This is a genomic window from Micromonospora sp. NPDC127501, from assembly GCF_040302185.1.
Lineage (GTDB): Bacteria > Actinomycetota > Actinomycetes > Mycobacteriales > Micromonosporaceae > Micromonospora.
On the sequence record NZ_JBEORJ010000007.1, the window covers coordinates 284,491 to 299,079 of the forward strand.

The following is a 14,589-nucleotide window of genomic DNA, read 5'->3' on the forward strand; positions in this document are numbered from 1 at the left end:
TCTTGGCGGACGGCAGCCCCGCCCCGGTGTCTCTTCCCCCTGCTCTGTCGAGAGAGGTGCAGACGTGTCCAAGGGTAGGCGTCGGGCTGGCCATGGCTGGCCCCGGTGCGGTGTGTGTCAGACCCGATCCAACCTGGCCGGTGGTGCCAAGTGATCGGGCGGCCTCGGGGTGAGGTGTTGATGACCTCGGCCGGGGATCTGCTGGTGATCCGGCCGAAGAAGCTCAAGCTGCCGTTCTGGATGGTGCTGCTCGGCCTGCTGCTGAGGTGGTCCGGGCGGGTCCTCTGGTGGTGCCTGCGGCACCCGGTGGCCACGGCTTCGGTGGTGCTGACGCTCTGGCTCTACGTCGAGTTCGACTGGCCCGGCCTGTTAGTGCCGCTCGTGTTGGCGGCTGCGGCGTCGGCGGTGTGGCGGTGGCGTGACGAGCCGTCCTGGTGGACCTTCTTGGCGGGTCCGCTGCTCGGCTCGTGGCGGCGGGCGTTCGTCTACCGGCGGGCGTGGCGTGAAGCCATGACCCTCTGCGGACTATCCGAGATGTACGACCATCGTCCGGTCCTGCCCGAGCTGCTGCGGGTGCGCTCGGATCAGGCGCTCGACGTGCTGACCGTCCGCCCGGTCCGGGGACAGACGCCAGAGCAGTTCCAGTCGGTGAGCGCCAACCTGGCATACGCGTTCGGGCGGCGGCACGCGCGGGTCTACTCCGAGCGTCCGGGCGACCCGCCGACCCGCACCGGCCGGGGCGCGTGGTTGCTGCGGCTCGTCGACCGGGTGCGGAATCGGGATCGTCCGACGCTGGTCTACCTGGCGCTGGTCCGTACCGATGCGCTGCGGACTGTGGTCCCGCCGTTCGCGGTGCCGGCGGTGCCGGACTTCACCGCGCTACCGCTGGCGCGGCGGGAAGACCTGCGTACCTGGTCGCTGCACCTGCTCGCCACGCATGTCCTGGTGGGCGGCGCGACCCGGTCCGGTAAGGGCTCTGTGCTGTGGTCGCTGGTCCGGGTGCTCGGTGGTGGGATCGCCTCCGGCCTCGTCCGACTCTGGGTGATCGACCCCAAGGGCGGGATGGAATTCGCGCTCGGCCGACCGATGTTCGCCCGGTTCGCGTGCAAGTCGTTCGAGGCGATGGCGGACCTACTCGACGAGGCCGTGACGGTGCTGCGGGAGCGTCAGACCCGCCTGGCGGGAACGGTTCGGGTGCATACGCCGACCGAGGCTGACCCCCTGGTCGTGGTCGTCATCGACGAGATGGCCGCGCTGACCGCGTACCTGCAAGACGTCGAGCTGCGCAAGCGCATCGCGTCGTCGCTGGGGCTGCTGCTGTCCCAGGGCGCCGGCGTCGGCGTCCTGGTGGTCGCCGCGTTGCAGGACCCGCGCAAGGACGTACTGCCGTTCCGGGATCTGTTCCCGACCCGGATCGCGCTGGGCCTGACCGAGGCGTCACAGGTCGACATGGTTCTTGGCGACGGTGCCCGCAAGCGGGGAGCGCTCGCGGACCAGATGCCCCGGTGGGCAAAGGGCGTCGGGTACGTGATCCTCGACGGCACTCCCGACCCGATGCGGGTCCGGTTCTCGTACGTCAGCGACGACGACATCCGCGACATGGCCCGGCAGTATCCGGCCCCGGCCGAAGCGGCGGACATCCTCGCCCAGGTCGGCCGGGAAACCGCCACCGAACCGGTCCGGCTCCCGCTGCCCCGTAAGCCGTCCGGGCCGTTGCTCCCGGAGTCCCTGCGCAATCTGCTCGACCGGGACGCCGGGGGTGATGCCTGATGACCGGCCGTCGCTTCTACCGGCTGCGTACCCCCGAACCGGTCACCGCGGTCTCCGTTCGCGTCGACCCGGAGCGACCCGACGCGTACCCCGTCTATCTGGCGGTCGGTGCCGGCCAGCGACGGATGGCCCTGACCCCCGACGAGGCGTGGGCGCTGTGGCGCTGCCTCTCCGAAGCTGTCGCCGCGCTCGGCACCCCACCCGACTACATCCGCACCGACATTCGACCGGCCCGGAGGTAACCGCCGTGAACCCCTTCACCCGCCTCGTCGACCGGCTCCGGCGTCCGCTGCGCATCCGGCTCGTCGGCCCCTCCGACCAGACCTCTGCCGCCCTGCACGGCGTGGCGCACATGGTCAACCGCCGCCCCGACATGGACGGCCGGCGCATCCGCATCGACCTGACCATCCGCGAGAAGCCGTTGGAGGAGTGGCGATGAGCAAGGGCACCGAATCGGCGGTACGCCTGGTGATCCTGCTCGCCATCGGCACCATGGCCGGTGCCGCCGCCTTCACCCACGTTCACGACCTGTCCGTTGCCCACGGCCAGCCCGACTGGATCGGCTGGGCCAACGCGGTAGCGGTCGAGCTGATGGCGATCTACCTCGGGTTGGAGATCCGTGCCCGCCGGCGTGCCGGTCGCCCGGTCGGCCTGGTCGGGTCGCTCCTGGTGGCGTTCGCGTTGCTGTCCCTCGCGGCCCAGGTCGCAGAAGCCCAAGCGTCGGTGTGGGGCTGGATCGTGGCGGCGGTGCCGTCGTTGGCGTTCCTCGCACTGGTCAAGGTCGTCTTGTCCAACGCGCCGGTCCACACGCCGGCCGACGAGCCGGACCAGCCCTCCGCCTACCAGTACGAGGAACCCGAGCGTCCCACCACCGCCGTCGAACCGGTCCGCTCGGCAGAGCCGACGCCGTCCAGCGCCCCGGCGGTGGTGCCTCCGCGCGCGGTCGTCCCGTCCAACCGGCCGCACGTCGTCGGGATCATCCGATGACCGCTCCGACCCTGCCCGGCCTCGAACCCGCCCCGACCCCGGATGCACCTCGCCCAGGGTCGCGGGCGGCCCGCATGGCGCTACCTCGCTCCGTCGACGTACTCAAGGAGATTGCGGCCGAGTACGGCGTCTGCGTCCGACCGCTCGCCATGCGCCGCACGGACCTGAACACCGGGCTGACCGAGGTCATCGACCTGCCCTGTGGGGCGACCCGGGAGGACAAGTGCGCCCCGTGCGCCAAGAAGAACCGCCGGCTGCGGCAGGCGCAGATCCGGGAAGGCTGGCACCGCGACGACGAGCCGCTACCGCCACCAGAGCCGGCGACCGAGGAACAGAAGGCGCTTGTCCTGCTGCGCGGGCACCTGGAGTTCTCCCGTGACGAGGCGTCCCGGGCGAGCCAGTGGGACCAGGTCACCGACCTCGACGAGGCGATCCAGGAGGTGGAAGAGGCGATTGCGGCTGAAGGACTCCGGGGCCGGGTCGCGCCGCCGCACTCGACCGGCGACGAGGACCAGGGCGACGAGGACAGCGGCCGGCGCCGCAAGCGCTCCACCCGGCGGCGGCAGGATGCCCCGGACCTGCCTCGGCGTAAGGTCGAGCGCCGCACGGTCGGAAGGACCTACACCGCGCCGGACGGCTCGACCTACCGGCCGTCGATGTGGCTGACGCTCACTCTCGGCTCGTACGGCCCGGTCCGCCCGGACGGCACTCCGGTCAACCCCAACCGGTACGACTACCGCCGCGCCGCCTGGGACGCGGTGCACTTTCCCCGGCTGCTGGACCGGTTCTGGCAGAACCTGCGCCGCTGCGAGGGCTGGAACGTCCAGTACGCGGGCTGTGTCGAGCCGCAACGCCGTCTCGCCCCACACGCTCACTTCGCGATCCGGGGCACCATCCCGCGTGACGTGCTGCGGACGGTGGCGGCGGCGACCTATCACCAGGTGTGGTGGCCCTCGGTCGGCGTGCAGCGGTACACCCTCGACCGGCTCCCGGTCTGGGACGAGCGGGCAGCGGCGTGGGTCGACCCGGACACCTGTGCGCCGCTGACCACTTGGTCGGAAGCACTCGACGCGATCGACGACGACCCGGACGCCGAACCGGTGCACGTGGTGCGCTTCGGCTCCCAGGTCGACGCTCGCGGCGTCATGCCCGGCACCGAGGAGGCCGAGCGGACTATCCGGTACGTCACGAAGTACATCACCAAGCACACCGGCGACGTTCACCAGATCACGAGCGGTCGGCAACGGGCGCACCTGGACCGGCTGTGGCAGGAACTCCAGCTCACCCCGTGCACCGACCGGTGCGCGAACTGGTTGCTTTACGGCGTCCAGCCGCGCAAGACACACGCGAAGCTCAAGCCGGGCCGGTGCAAAGGCAAGGTCCACCAGCGGGACACCCTCGGCATCGGCGGCCGGCGCATCCTCATCTCTCGCGACTGGTCCGGCAAGACGCTCAGCGACCACAAGCACGACGTGCGGGCCTGGGTGCGGACCCTGCTCGGCGTGAGCGTCGGCCTGGGTGGCGTCGACGACCAGGGCGCGACCGTCGAACCAGTCCGGCACGCCTGGGAACTCGCCCGACCCGACGACCCCGACGTGCCGGCCATGGCCCACCGGCTGCTGCGGTCGATCAGCGAACGTGCCCGCTGGCGCTCCGAACTCCTCGCCGCGAAGGACCGTGCCGCGCAGCTCTCCGAGGCCGAACCAAGGACGGGAACGGACGGCACGACGGGGGAGAGGCTTTGATGGCGGCGAACGATGGGCTCTGGACGATCCGGGACGTGGCGGCGTACTTGCGGGTGCCGACCGAGACGCTGTACCGCTGGCGGAAGGTCAAGTACGGCCCGCCTGCGGCTCGGGTCGGCAGACACCTGCGGTACGAGCCGGAAACGGTCCGGTCCTGGGTACGCGAGCAGGCGGCGGCCTGATGGGGCACGTAGAGGACCGCTGGCACAAGACGCTGCGCCACCCAGGAGGGCGAACGGAGCGGGTCAAGACGGAACTGTTCGGCAAGGGCCTGCGCTACCGGGTGCGGTACATCGGCCCGGACGGCAAGGAGCGCAAGAAGTCGTTCCCGGACCGGGCCAAGCGGGAGGCTGACGCCTTCCTCGTGTCCACCGAGTCAGACAAGCTGCGTGGCACATACGTCGACCCGCTCGCCGGCCGGATGACCTTCGCCGAGTACGCCGAAACCTGGCTCCGGACCCGCTCGTTCGACGAGTCGACCCGGGAGAGCACCGAGTTCCGGGTACGCAAGCACCTGCTGCCGTTCTTCGGCTCGCGGAAGCTGGCCGAGATTAAGCCGGGCCACATCCGGGAGTGGGACGCCGCAATGGTCGGCAAGCTGGCCCCGGCGACACGGGCCGTGGTCTTCGCGCACCTCCGGACCATCCTCGGCGCGGCCGTCGACGACGAGCGGATTGCCAAGAACCCGTGTTCGGCAAAGTCGGTCAAGCCCCCGCGACCGGTTCAGCGCCGGGTCGTGCCGTGGCGGTACGACCAGGTTTCGGCAATCCGCGGTGGCCTCGCTCAGCGGTACCGCGCGATGGTCGACCTGGGTGCCGGCTGCGGGCTGCGCCAGGGCGAGATCCTGGGGCTCGGCATCGACGACATCGACCTTGACGCGGGATGGGTGCACGTCTCACGTCAGGTCAAGCTGGTCCGCTCCCGGCTCGTCTTCGGCCTGCCCAAGAACGACCGGGACCGCCGGGTGCCGCTGCCGGACTCCGTCGCCTTGGTGCTGCGGCAGCACATCAAGGACTGCGACCCGGTGATGCTCACGCTGCCGTGGGAGAACCCGGCCGACGACGAGCGGGTCAGCGTGCCGTTGCTCTTCACCACCACGCGGCGAGGTGCGATCAATCGGCGCACCTTCGACAACAAGAGTTGGCGTCCCGCCGTGCTGGCGGCCGGCATCACGCCGACCCGGGCCACCGGGATGCACGCGCTCCGCCACTTCTACGCCTCGTCGCTGCTCGACGCGGGGGAGAGCATCAAGGCGCTCGCGTCGTACCTCGGCCACGCTGATCCCGGGTTCACCCTTCGGGTCTACACGCACCTGATGCCGGCCAGCGAGGAACGCACCCGGCAGGCTATTGACCGCTTGTTCGAGCCTGCGGCTGGAGACCCGGGACTGCGCGCGTGACGTCGAGTGCTGGATCTTGCCCCGGTCCCCGAGCGGTGCCAGGCTTCGCAGATGACCTTGCTTAGCCTGATCGAGACGACTCCAGAGCAGTATTCGCTGCTGCTGGAAGCGGGGACCACGCCGGTTGACGACCTGATTAGGGAACTCGGTCACGAGCCCAACGGGTACTTCTGGGAAGGCGTCGCACAACTTCTCGTCAGCACCGAGGCCCAGACGCTCGAAGGCCGGTTCGACTATGACTCCGAGGCCGGCATGTTCTGCGCTGACGGCACCGATCGAAGCGCGCTGGAAGAGTTGGCAGTTCAGATGAACGTGGTCGTGACCGACGGCGAACGCTTGCGGCGGCTCGTCTTGGAGGCCAAGGCGAGCGGGTTCGAGTTCGACGACTGACAGCCGTTCAGCCAGCGGCCTTCCGCACCCGCAGAGCCCGGACGCCCTGGCGACGCCCTGAGCGGGTCTCTGGCAGACGGAACGCCTGTTCAGGGCGTGTTTCACGTTCATAATCCGGCGTACAGGTCGACTCGTCCGTCGCCCACCAGGTCAGCCACCCCTACATGGTGGCTGACCTGCTGTTTCTTCGAGCGCTGATGGTCGTCGGTGGTTATCTCTGGTCAGCGTTTGACGGCCCGGTGACGGCCCAGACGGCCCAGGGACGGCCAAGAGCAGCCACCCGCCGGATGGCCACTCAACGACCAACATCTGTCAATGCTATTTACTGCTCGTCATCGATCAACTACAGATCCTGTATGAAGATCCTTCGGCGGTACTGGGGGCTGCTCGCTCTCTTGGCGTTGGTCGCCGTCTGGTGGTCCGGCAACGCCGGCCCTGAGCTTCTCTACTTCCTGTCCGCCGGGGTGGTCATATGGTCGCTGCTTCAGGCACCCGCGTGGTGTGGTGCCGGTACCCGCAAGCGGGGAGCCTTCTGCCGCAACAACTCCTACGGACTGCTGCTCGGGTGCCATATACGCGAGCACAGATGGCAGAAGTTCAAGCTGCTCTTTTGGAATCGCCGATGGGCCGAGTTCAGTCGCGGGACCTGGGCGACCCCAGCTTCCAGGTTGGCGACCGTGACGGGTCTGGTCGGGACCGTCTCGGCCATCGCCACCGGCATCAAGGACTTCGCGTTGAGTTGAAGCGGACCTAAGGGCCGCTGCCGCGCTGCCGGCGGCGATGCTGTCCGATACCTGCTCAGAAGGCTTCTCGGGCTGCCATGGTTGCTCGCTGCTTGACGACGTTTCACGGTGTCTCGCGCCCCCTGTGTGCCCCACGGCCCGACGCAGCGTGGTTAGCTGCCGGCACCCGACAGCCGACCGCGAGGGGATCGACATGGCATTGACCAAGAAAGGCGCAAGGCTCATTACGGTCGACGACATCGTCTACAGGTGGCGAGTACGCGGGAAGCCAACCTACGCCCAAGCGCTCTGCGAGCGACCCCTTACCCTCGCCATCGAGCAAGCCGACTGCAAGGGCAGCGTGCTGCTGGTCAGCATGCCTCAGGACCATCCGAGCAACTGGATCGGCGGCCCGCCCGTCCCTGTTTTACCGTCGACGGTCGCGGCAGTCGTCCGCAAGGCTCTGACTGCGGGATGGCTACCCAGCCAGCCAGCGGCGGCCTTCCACATGACTGCGCCCGACGTATCGCCAAAGCCACCGACTCCTTGACCCCCAGGCAACCAACACGGATCGTTGACCTGCTGTTTCACAGCCGCTGAGCGGCCGGATCAGTCCTCCGGTGTCCATGCTCGTCCGTCGGCGTCCAACCCGATCCTCACCCGGTTAGTCACTCACGCGTCGCCCCTGCGGCTCTGCTCCCTCACCTCTGCCGCGCAACTAAGCAACGACCTAGCCAGCGCCTCCGCCCGGTCCGCCGACAACCACAACGAGCCGTGCGGCACGTCGTCATCAGGACCGGCCAACCCTTCCGTCAGAGTCTCGGCTGGCACTTCAACGTCGAGCCGAACGAAATGATGCCCCCTGCTGTAGTCGACGAAGGCATCCAGGTACCGGTCATCATCGAAGATCACCGCCGCATGCTGCCACGACAGCGATCCCCACCTCACCCCCTCAGCCACCGCTTCGTCCCGAAGGAATGATCGCTAACGGCTCACCTGCGTGAGCAGCCGGGTCCACCTCGCCGGACGATCCGCTGCCGTCCACGGACGTCCGTCCTGGCGCGTACACGTCGTCACCCGATTAGTCACTCACCGCCGGGTCCCGGCTCTGCCGTCCGGCGCGCGATTCGTCGCGGTTGCGTCGACAGTGCAACATCGAGTCGTGACGATCATCGGGGCAGTGCAAGCAGACACTGATGTCTGGTCCTGGGCTTGGGGCGCAGTCGGCTCCGTGGCCGCGGTCGCCAGCGTGGTGGTCGCGCTCGTTGTCACCCGAGTTCAGTTGAAGGACCTGATCCGACTCCGTAGGCGAGAAGCACAGGACCGGAGACGTGAGCAGGCCCAACGTGTGTCGGCCTGGGCTACGTCCGAGACGGACTTTCCCGACACCCCGGCGACTAACATCGTTGGCAACCCCTGGTATGCGGCCGTGCATGTGCTCAACGCCAGCGATTCATCCATCAGCGAGGTTCGCGTAGAGATCGGGTATCGCACCATAGATGGACATTGGTATGGCCTTGGCGAAACTCATGAATGGCCGGTCGTGCCTCCCGGCGAACGAGTCCGAGCCGACTTCAGGCAGTCACATGTGCGCAACTTCGCCTCTCCGCGCAACACCCTTCTCTGCCGGCTGTACTTCCGGGACGGCAGCAAGGTCGGCTGGGATCGGGACGCCTTAAACCACTTGACCGAGTTGGACGATAGAGGCCAAACGGCTCAACGCCGTCGGTGACTCCCCGTTCAGGCGCTGTAGTGGGGCCGATGAGCCGGGGCGCTGACGGGTGGTGGAGGCCGTATATTGCTGAGGCGCGACGCCACGAGCACAGGAAGGGTCAGGTCTGTGAGTGTTTTCCGTTCGCCCTTGTACCTCGACACCGAAACTCTGGTGCCATTGGCCAACTACCACGACATTCAGGTGATGGTTGATGTTGCTGTTACGCAACGAGATCTCGGTCAGCGCTCCGGGAACGCTGGTGTCAAGGCAGTTCTGCCCGTTCCTGGCTCACCCGGCCTTGAATTTGGTGGGTCGAAGGGGTCTGAGTCTGAGGTAACGCAGGCACGTACCATCAAAGATCACCCAACTAACGCTCTCAATCGTCTACTGGATGAACTCGCTCGAAACGGAGACGTAGTCACAGATCTGTCCACCGATGTGGTTACACGCCGTCAACTCGTTGAAATCGACGGTGATTGGAGCATTTCGCCGGCGACCGACGCTGGGGCTTTGGTTACGGCGATGGTGGATTTGTTCGCTCAGAACCCCTCGGCGGTGAATAGCTCAGAGCCACCGCCAGAGTTCTACTCACTGATGACCTCTGGGCCTACCCTTGGATCCGTGGTACTAGAGGCAGCGCTAGAGGACGCCAACGAGACGCAAGTTCTAGTACTCCTAGACGCAGGGTACCTCTCGGGCCGGACTGGCCCCGACGACCTCGAAGGTGATCGTACCGTTTTCGGCCAGGTTGACGCTCTGGTTGCAGAAGGCTCAAATTACTCCTTAGACAAGTTTTTCCTATCGGGGTTCAGTCGTGCATTTCGCCGAACCTTCTCGGTAGAAGACCTTTTGAAGAACATGCCAATGGAATCTGACAAGCAGGTAACAATCGAGGATCTCAAGATTAGGGGACCACTCGTCGTCATTAAAGCAATCGCCATCTACTAATCGCCTGGCTCCTGTTGCCATCCCGTCTGCTGTCGACCCGCCTCCTAGGGAGCGGGCCGCTACCCGGTCCGCCATGTCAAGCGGACCTTGACGCACGGTCGGACGCTGGCGGGCCGGGTGACGGTCTGGTCGGCTCGCCCGGGTCGCTGCCGATGCGCCCGGCGTGGCTGTGCCGCAACTGCGCCGCGCCCTGGCCGTGCGGCCCGGCTCAGCTCGCCCTCGCGACCGAGTTCTACGGTCATTCGATCGCGCTGGCGTTCTACCTGGCCGCGTCGATGCACGACGCGATCGACGACGCGTACGGCCTGGGGCTGTGCCCGGACCTGCCGGCGCTGCACACCAGGTTCCTCGGCTGGCTGTCGCTGGCGCGACGGTCGCACCGGTAGCAGCGAACGCACCGGCCGGGTGGGGTAACCCACCCGGCCGGTGTCGAGCCAGAACGTCAGTGCTTCTTGAACACCGGCATGGTGTCCAGTGTGGTAGTGATGTTCTGCGTGGTGCCGCCCCGGTACGTCTTCCCGGTGAAGATGTCGGTCCAGCTGTTGCCCGGCGGGAACCACACCGAGGTCGTGGCGGTGTTGCCGGGCGTCGTCACGGGTGCCACCAGGTAGTCCGGGCCGTAGAGGTACTGGGAACCGGCGGTGGCGTACGCGGCCTGCTCATTCGGGTACGCCAGGTACATCGAGCGGACGATGGGCGTACCCGTGCGGGTGGCTTCCTTGGCGGCGGCGTAGGTGTACGGCTGCAGTTCCTTACGCAGGTTCAGGAACTTCTTGGCCGACGCGTTCGCCGCCGGGCCGTACTGCCAGGGCAGCCGGTCGCTGTGGTTGGAGTGCAGCCGGTCGATCGGCTGGAACGTACCGAACTGCACCCACCGGGCGTAGAGGTCGTCGGGCAGCTTGGTGCTGCCCGGCTCGGTGCCCGGCTCCTGGAGGCCGCCGGTGTGCCCGCCGATGTCGTGGCTGACAGCGGCCAGCCCGGTCGCGGCCGACTCGCCCGGCGTGTAGCCGACCTCCATCTGGAGGGTCGACCAGTCGGAGGTGGTGTCGCCGGTGAAGTGCAGCGTGGTGCGCTTGTCGGCCCATGGCCCGGTCGACACGGGGGTCGGGCTGCTGTAGCCGCCGGCCTGCAACGAGCCGTACGCCCGGGAGAACGCGAAGCCGGTCTTGTCGGCGTACTGCTGGTTGATCCACGCGTCGGCGGTCACCCCGGCGAGCGAGGACTTGGTGTTGTCGCAGCACCAGTCCAGCCACCACAGGTCCGGGCCCTTGCTGCCCTTCGGGATCATCCCGTCGTGGAGCTGCATGTACGCAGTGAGCTGGTCCGGGTCGCCGAAGTCGAACGCGTAGCAGTCGGGGCCGCCGTTGCAGCCGACGCGTTGCAGCTTGCCCTTCGCGGTGGCCTGCGCCTGCGCGAACTTCGGATCCGAGCCGAGGATGCTCGGGTGGATGTTGATGCCGGTGTGCAGGCCCTGCTTCTTCGCCCAGTCGAAGAACGCCTTCGGGTCGGGGATGCGGGTGGGGTCGATGCTCCAGCCGTTCCACTTGTCCGGCGCCTTGACGTCGGTGTCGAGAACAAGAACATCCATGGGTACGCCCTCGGCCTTGGCCCGGGTCACCAGGTTCTGGAACTCGGTGGCGGTGCGGTCGTAGTACTCGGAGTACCACACCCCGTACGCCCACTTCGGCAGCAGCTTTGTGGGCCCGGTCAGGGTCGACAGGTCCTTCAGAGCACGGGTGAAGTCCTGCCCGTACGCGAAGACGTAGCCGTCCTGCTCGGCTGCGGGCCGGGGCTTGGTGGTGCTCAGGGCCGAGGCCGAGTCGTCGAGCAGGTACCAGCCGTCCTGGTAGAGCAGGCCCGGTGCGGTGAGGGCGGAGCCGGTCACGCCGTCCAGGCCCCGGCGGTAGCCGCCGAGCGGTGCGTGCGGGGCGAGCAGCGGGGAGCCCTTGCTCGTGACGGCGACCGTGTCGATATTGACGTTGCAGCTGGCGTCCGTGGGGCACCCCAGCGTCACCGTGTTGGTGCCGCGATTGAGGTGGACCGGAACGGAAACGGTGTTCCAGTAGTCCCACCCGCTGGTCGGCTGAAGGGTCGCCGTGACCGGCGCCGCCGTTCCCGCGGTGACCGACATGGTGCGCGTCTGGCTCGGCTGGGCGCCGGCCTGGCCGTTGGCGTACCGGATCTGCACCTGGTAGTCACCGGCGGACGGAACATCCGTCACGGTGAGCGCGACGGCGGACGTGGTGCTCTCCAGGCCAGCCAGGAATCCCGTACCGGAGGCGCCGTTGTGGTCGTTCGCGGGCTTCGCGCCGCCGGTCAGCGCGCCGGTCTCGGCCTCGCCCAGCGCGCCGAACCGCAGGGGCTGCGGCTGGGGCGGGGTCGGCGCCGGGAACGGATCACCCGGGTTGACCACCGCGAGGCTGTCGACGTTCACGTTGCCGGAGTCGTTGGGGCCCCGCACGACGCTGATTTCGTGCCGGCCCGCGGTGAGGTCGACCGGCACGCTGGCCAGGCCCCAGGTGTCCCAGTTCGCCGTGGGCGGCAGCGTCAGCGGGTGGCCGGCGTCGCCGTCGACCTGAACAGTCAGGGTGCGGTCCACGTTCTGGCCGTCGCCGCCGGTGCTGTTGGCGTAGCGGACGCTGAGCTGCTTCGCGCCGCCTTCTGGCGCGTCGAGCGCGAACGTGACCGAGTCGCCGGACGAGGCGAAGCCGGCCGCGAAGCCGCGTCCGGTGAATCCCCGGTGGTCGGTGGCCACGCCGGGGCCGTTCAACTGCAGCGATTCGGCCTCGCAGAGCGCGCCGAACGCGCAGGCCGGGGCGGTGTGACCGGCCCAGGGTTGGCCCTGCACGGTCTGCTTGCCGGCCTTGAGCTGCACGGTGAGGTTGTCGGCGGTGAACGCGCCCGAGCCGACCCGGTACCGCAACGTCATCGCGCCGGTGTCGAGCGTGAGCCAGCCGTGGTCGACGCGCTTCGTGAAACGCGTACGGGGGAAATCATCGCGCCCGATGGCGTTGAACGTGGCGGCGTCGGTGAACCTGCCGTCCTTCTGGTACTCGGTGCGGATCAGGGTCGGGGACAGCACCTCGAAACGTGCGTTACCCGACCGTACGGCTCCGTCTTGCGCCCGGTGGCGGCTGGCCTGGGCCGGCGCGGACGGAGCGAGCGCCAGCCCCGTGATGAGGATGCCGACTGCGGCGGCTGCTGTCGCGCTGCGGCGGGGTGAGTTCCGATAGAGCAAGATGCGCTCCTCGTCTCAAATGGAGGAAATGAGTCGATGACAACGCTGTCACTCGCTCGAAACGCATGTCAACGGGCCTCGGAGGGTGTCCCTTCTCTCTTTCGCCACCTGTCGTACTCGTCCGACAGACGTCGCTGCACACAGTCACGAAGACGGGCCGCCAGGTAGGTGGACTACCGCCCGACCAACAGCTCAGACGTACGGGATCCAGGGCTCGGGCTGTTCGGCGTCCCAGCCCAGCTTGTCGAGTGCGCGCAGGACCGCGCCCGCCCGGGGAGTCCAGAAGAGCAGGATCTGGTCGCGTCCCTCGACGTCGAAGGAGACGGCGGTCGCCGGCAGCGGGAACCGTCGGTGAACCGGATGGTGCGCCAGCGCGGCCACGGAGAAGTGCTCCAGGGTGTCCGATCCGGTACGCGACGTGAAGGTCAGCGTGCTGTCGTCGGCGTGCAGCTTCACGGTCGGCCAGGCCATTCGTCGGACGGCTCGGAGGGGGTTGCCCCGGGTGAAGTCGACGCGGTCAACGTAGGTGAGCCCGCCGCGCGCATCGAAGGTCTCCGAGATCACCGTGAGATGGTACGGCGGGTACCAAGGCCGAGGCCGCAGCGGTGGCAGCTACCAGATAAGCGCGCGCTCGTCGATGAATCGAGGCGGTTCGCCGAGGAAGGTGTCGGCCGGAACTGCGCCATGCGCCAGGTTGAGCGTGTCCAAGTGGTACAGCCAGGCGCCGTCAGACGTCCCGGTGAAGCGGTAGTTGATCTGCCAGCGCAGCCATTCGCCGTAGGCGAGGTGCACCGCGGGCGGCCGGCGGTGACGGTGTGGCCTACCCCAGGCCGACGCCAGCAGCTCAACCCGGATTCGACCGTCCACCAGCCGGAGACGCACATCGCTCCGGTACGGCGGGCGGCTCAGGCCCTCGCGAGGCTCGAACCCATCGGCCTCCGCCATGGTGATCTCCTGAATGAGCGGCGCGGTCGGTGCCGGCAGGGCGAACGACACCGGTACGGCGTTACGCCGGGTCGCCTCTGCTCCGCCGCGCGAACGCTTGGTCCACGACGTGCGAACCCACTGCACCACAGCATCCACCCGGCGATACTCGGCCGCTATCTGTCCTGACGCAACCCGGATTCGGCGCCGCCACCCAGGCCCGGACCGCCGACGAACGCGCTTCGCCCCAGCCGCCAATCCGGCCGAACGCTCCCTCCTGCGCCACCACCTCAACTGGGCCTGAGTGGCAGTGAGACGGGTACTGCTTCCGTCGGCGAATGCGTCGTCAACCGCGCACCCCCGTGCTTGTCGAGAAAGTCGGTCAGTCCGGTGAGTGGGGCAGCCTCCATCAGCGGGTGATCGTCGGCCTGCGGCGAGAACGCGGCAAGCAACGCCGACCGCAGGTCAGCGTCGAGCAGCGGCAGGACGTAGGGCGCCGAGGGGTCGGGGTGGAAGTCCTCCGGGTAGGTGCTGCGCAGGAACATCAGGTCGAAGACCCGGCGGGTGGGGCTGCCGAGTTGTGGCTCGCCAACGGTGGTCAGGATTGTCCCCAGCCGAAACGTGGGCGCCGACTCCGCAAGGCCGTCCAGGAAGTCCGTCTCCTTGCTGTTCCACCATCGTCTGACCTCGTCGTCGGGCACGTCCTCGACGATCGCGATCAGCCACAGCTCTTCGATCCAGCCATCCACCTC

General features: G+C 68.0%; 18 protein-coding genes. 13 read left to right on the forward strand and 5 right to left on the reverse strand.

Annotated elements, in window-relative coordinates; genetic code table 11:
- Positions 1 to 180 precede the first annotated feature (180 nt).
- From ABTW72_RS18925 to ABTW72_RS18970, 10 genes are all read left to right on the forward strand, one after another.
- On the forward strand, positions 181 to 1,770 hold the full coding sequence (locus tag ABTW72_RS18925) for a cell division protein FtsK (protein WP_350860384.1): 1,590 nt from the start codon (positions 181 to 183) through the stop codon (positions 1,768 to 1,770).
- Complete coding sequence (locus tag ABTW72_RS18930; protein ID WP_350860386.1) at positions 1,770 to 2,012, forward strand: hypothetical protein; 243 nt, start codon at positions 1,770 to 1,772, stop codon at positions 2,010 to 2,012. Before ABTW72_RS18925 ends, ABTW72_RS18930 begins: the two co-directional genes overlap by 1 nt.
- Before the next feature lie 5 nt (positions 2,013 to 2,017).
- Complete coding sequence (locus tag ABTW72_RS18935; RefSeq protein ID WP_350860388.1) at positions 2,018 to 2,209, forward strand: hypothetical protein; 192 nt, start codon at positions 2,018 to 2,020, stop codon at positions 2,207 to 2,209.
- On the forward strand, positions 2,206 to 2,757 hold the full coding sequence (locus tag ABTW72_RS18940) for a DUF2637 domain-containing protein (RefSeq protein ID WP_350860390.1): 552 nt from the start codon (positions 2,206 to 2,208) through the stop codon (positions 2,755 to 2,757). The genes ABTW72_RS18935 and ABTW72_RS18940 overlap by 4 nt, the downstream gene beginning before the upstream one ends.
- Entirely contained in the window at positions 2,754 to 4,502 is a 1,749-nt protein-coding gene (locus tag ABTW72_RS18945; protein ID WP_350860391.1) for a replication initiator, read from the forward strand. Before ABTW72_RS18940 ends, ABTW72_RS18945 begins: the two co-directional genes overlap by 4 nt.
- Complete coding sequence (locus tag ABTW72_RS18950) at positions 4,502 to 4,684, forward strand: helix-turn-helix transcriptional regulator (protein WP_112601013.1); 183 nt, start codon at positions 4,502 to 4,504, stop codon at positions 4,682 to 4,684. Before ABTW72_RS18945 ends, ABTW72_RS18950 begins: the two co-directional genes overlap by 1 nt.
- A complete protein-coding gene (locus tag ABTW72_RS18955) occupies positions 4,684 to 5,901 on the forward strand; it encodes a tyrosine-type recombinase/integrase (protein WP_350860393.1) in 1,218 nt (405 codons plus the stop codon). The genes ABTW72_RS18950 and ABTW72_RS18955 overlap by 1 nt, the downstream gene beginning before the upstream one ends.
- Before the next feature lie 51 nt (positions 5,902 to 5,952).
- Positions 5,953 to 6,291 (forward strand): Imm51 family immunity protein, encoded by a 339-nt coding sequence (locus ABTW72_RS18960; RefSeq protein ID WP_350860395.1) that lies wholly within the window; start codon positions 5,953 to 5,955, stop codon positions 6,289 to 6,291.
- A 167-nt stretch (positions 6,292 to 6,458) separates the two neighbouring features.
- Complete coding sequence (locus tag ABTW72_RS18965) at positions 6,459 to 7,034, forward strand: hypothetical protein (RefSeq protein WP_350860397.1); 576 nt, start codon at positions 6,459 to 6,461, stop codon at positions 7,032 to 7,034.
- Between the two features lie 193 nt (positions 7,035 to 7,227).
- Positions 7,228 to 7,563: a hypothetical protein gene (locus ABTW72_RS18970; RefSeq protein WP_350860399.1), complete on the forward strand. Its 336-nt coding sequence runs from the start codon at positions 7,228 to 7,230 to the stop codon at positions 7,561 to 7,563.
- A 122-nt stretch (positions 7,564 to 7,685) separates the two neighbouring features.
- On the opposite strand, the gene ABTW72_RS18975 is transcribed toward ABTW72_RS18970, so the two are convergent.
- On the reverse strand, positions 7,686 to 7,925 hold the full coding sequence (locus ABTW72_RS18975; RefSeq protein WP_350860401.1) for a hypothetical protein: 240 nt from the start codon (positions 7,923 to 7,925) through the stop codon (positions 7,686 to 7,688).
- A 250-nt stretch (positions 7,926 to 8,175) separates the two neighbouring features.
- Here ABTW72_RS18975 and ABTW72_RS18980 point away from each other — a divergent pair, with 250 nt between their 5' ends.
- From ABTW72_RS18980 to ABTW72_RS18990, 3 genes are all read left to right on the forward strand, one after another.
- The gene (locus ABTW72_RS18980; protein ID WP_350860403.1) at positions 8,176 to 8,745 is read left to right on the forward strand and encodes a hypothetical protein; all 570 of its coding nucleotides are present in this window, start codon (positions 8,176 to 8,178) and stop codon (positions 8,743 to 8,745) included.
- Between the two features lie 129 nt (positions 8,746 to 8,874).
- Entirely contained in the window at positions 8,875 to 9,675 is an 801-nt protein-coding gene (locus tag ABTW72_RS18985; protein ID WP_350860405.1) for a DUF6414 family protein, read from the forward strand.
- Positions 9,676 to 9,827: 152 nt separating this feature from the next.
- Positions 9,828 to 10,061 carry a hypothetical protein gene (locus tag ABTW72_RS18990; protein ID WP_350860406.1) on the forward strand — a complete coding sequence of 78 codons (234 nt, stop codon included), beginning with the start codon at positions 9,828 to 9,830 and terminating at the stop codon, positions 10,059 to 10,061.
- A gap of 56 nt (positions 10,062 to 10,117) precedes the next feature.
- Here the strand turns inward: ABTW72_RS18990 and ABTW72_RS18995 are convergent, their stop codons facing one another.
- The 4 genes from ABTW72_RS18995 to ABTW72_RS19010 form a co-directional block, all read right to left on the reverse strand.
- On the reverse strand, positions 10,118 to 12,913 hold the full coding sequence (locus tag ABTW72_RS18995; protein WP_350860407.1) for a TIM-barrel domain-containing protein: 2,796 nt from the start codon (positions 12,911 to 12,913) through the stop codon (positions 10,118 to 10,120).
- 192 nt (positions 12,914 to 13,105) lie between these two features.
- A complete protein-coding gene (locus ABTW72_RS19000) occupies positions 13,106 to 13,477 on the reverse strand; it encodes a hypothetical protein (RefSeq protein ID WP_350860409.1) in 372 nt (123 codons plus the stop codon).
- A 48-nt stretch (positions 13,478 to 13,525) separates the two neighbouring features.
- Complete coding sequence (locus ABTW72_RS19005) at positions 13,526 to 13,996, reverse strand: hypothetical protein (RefSeq protein WP_350860411.1); 471 nt, start codon at positions 13,994 to 13,996, stop codon at positions 13,526 to 13,528.
- Between the two features lie 131 nt (positions 13,997 to 14,127).
- On the reverse strand, positions 14,128 to 14,586 hold the full coding sequence (locus ABTW72_RS19010; RefSeq protein ID WP_350860413.1) for a hypothetical protein: 459 nt from the start codon (positions 14,584 to 14,586) through the stop codon (positions 14,128 to 14,130).
- Positions 14,587 to 14,589 lie beyond the last annotated feature (3 nt).

Bases quoted from the DNA above. Each gene is read 5' to 3' on its own strand.
- ABTW72_RS18925 (WP_350860384.1), top strand. From the start codon at position 181: ATGACCTCGGCCGGGGATCTGCTGGTGATCCGGCCGAAGAAGCTCAAG.
- ABTW72_RS18930 (WP_350860386.1), top strand. From the start codon at position 1,770: ATGACCGGCCGTCGCTTCTACCGGCTGCGTACCCCCGAACCGGTCACC.
- ABTW72_RS18940 (WP_350860390.1), top strand. From the start codon at position 2,206: ATGAGCAAGGGCACCGAATCGGCGGTACGCCTGGTGATCCTGCTCGCC.
- ABTW72_RS18945 (WP_350860391.1), top strand. From the start codon at position 2,754: ATGACCGCTCCGACCCTGCCCGGCCTCGAACCCGCCCCGACCCCGGAT.
- ABTW72_RS18950 (WP_112601013.1), top strand. From the start codon at position 4,502: ATGGCGGCGAACGATGGGCTCTGGACGATCCGGGACGTGGCGGCGTAC.
- ABTW72_RS18955 (WP_350860393.1), top strand. From the start codon at position 4,684: ATGGGGCACGTAGAGGACCGCTGGCACAAGACGCTGCGCCACCCAGGA.
- ABTW72_RS18960 (WP_350860395.1), top strand. From the start codon at position 5,953: ATGACCTTGCTTAGCCTGATCGAGACGACTCCAGAGCAGTATTCGCTG.
- ABTW72_RS18970 (WP_350860399.1), top strand. From the start codon at position 7,228: ATGGCATTGACCAAGAAAGGCGCAAGGCTCATTACGGTCGACGACATC.
- ABTW72_RS18990 (WP_350860406.1), top strand. From the start codon at position 9,828: ATGCGCCCGGCGTGGCTGTGCCGCAACTGCGCCGCGCCCTGGCCGTGC.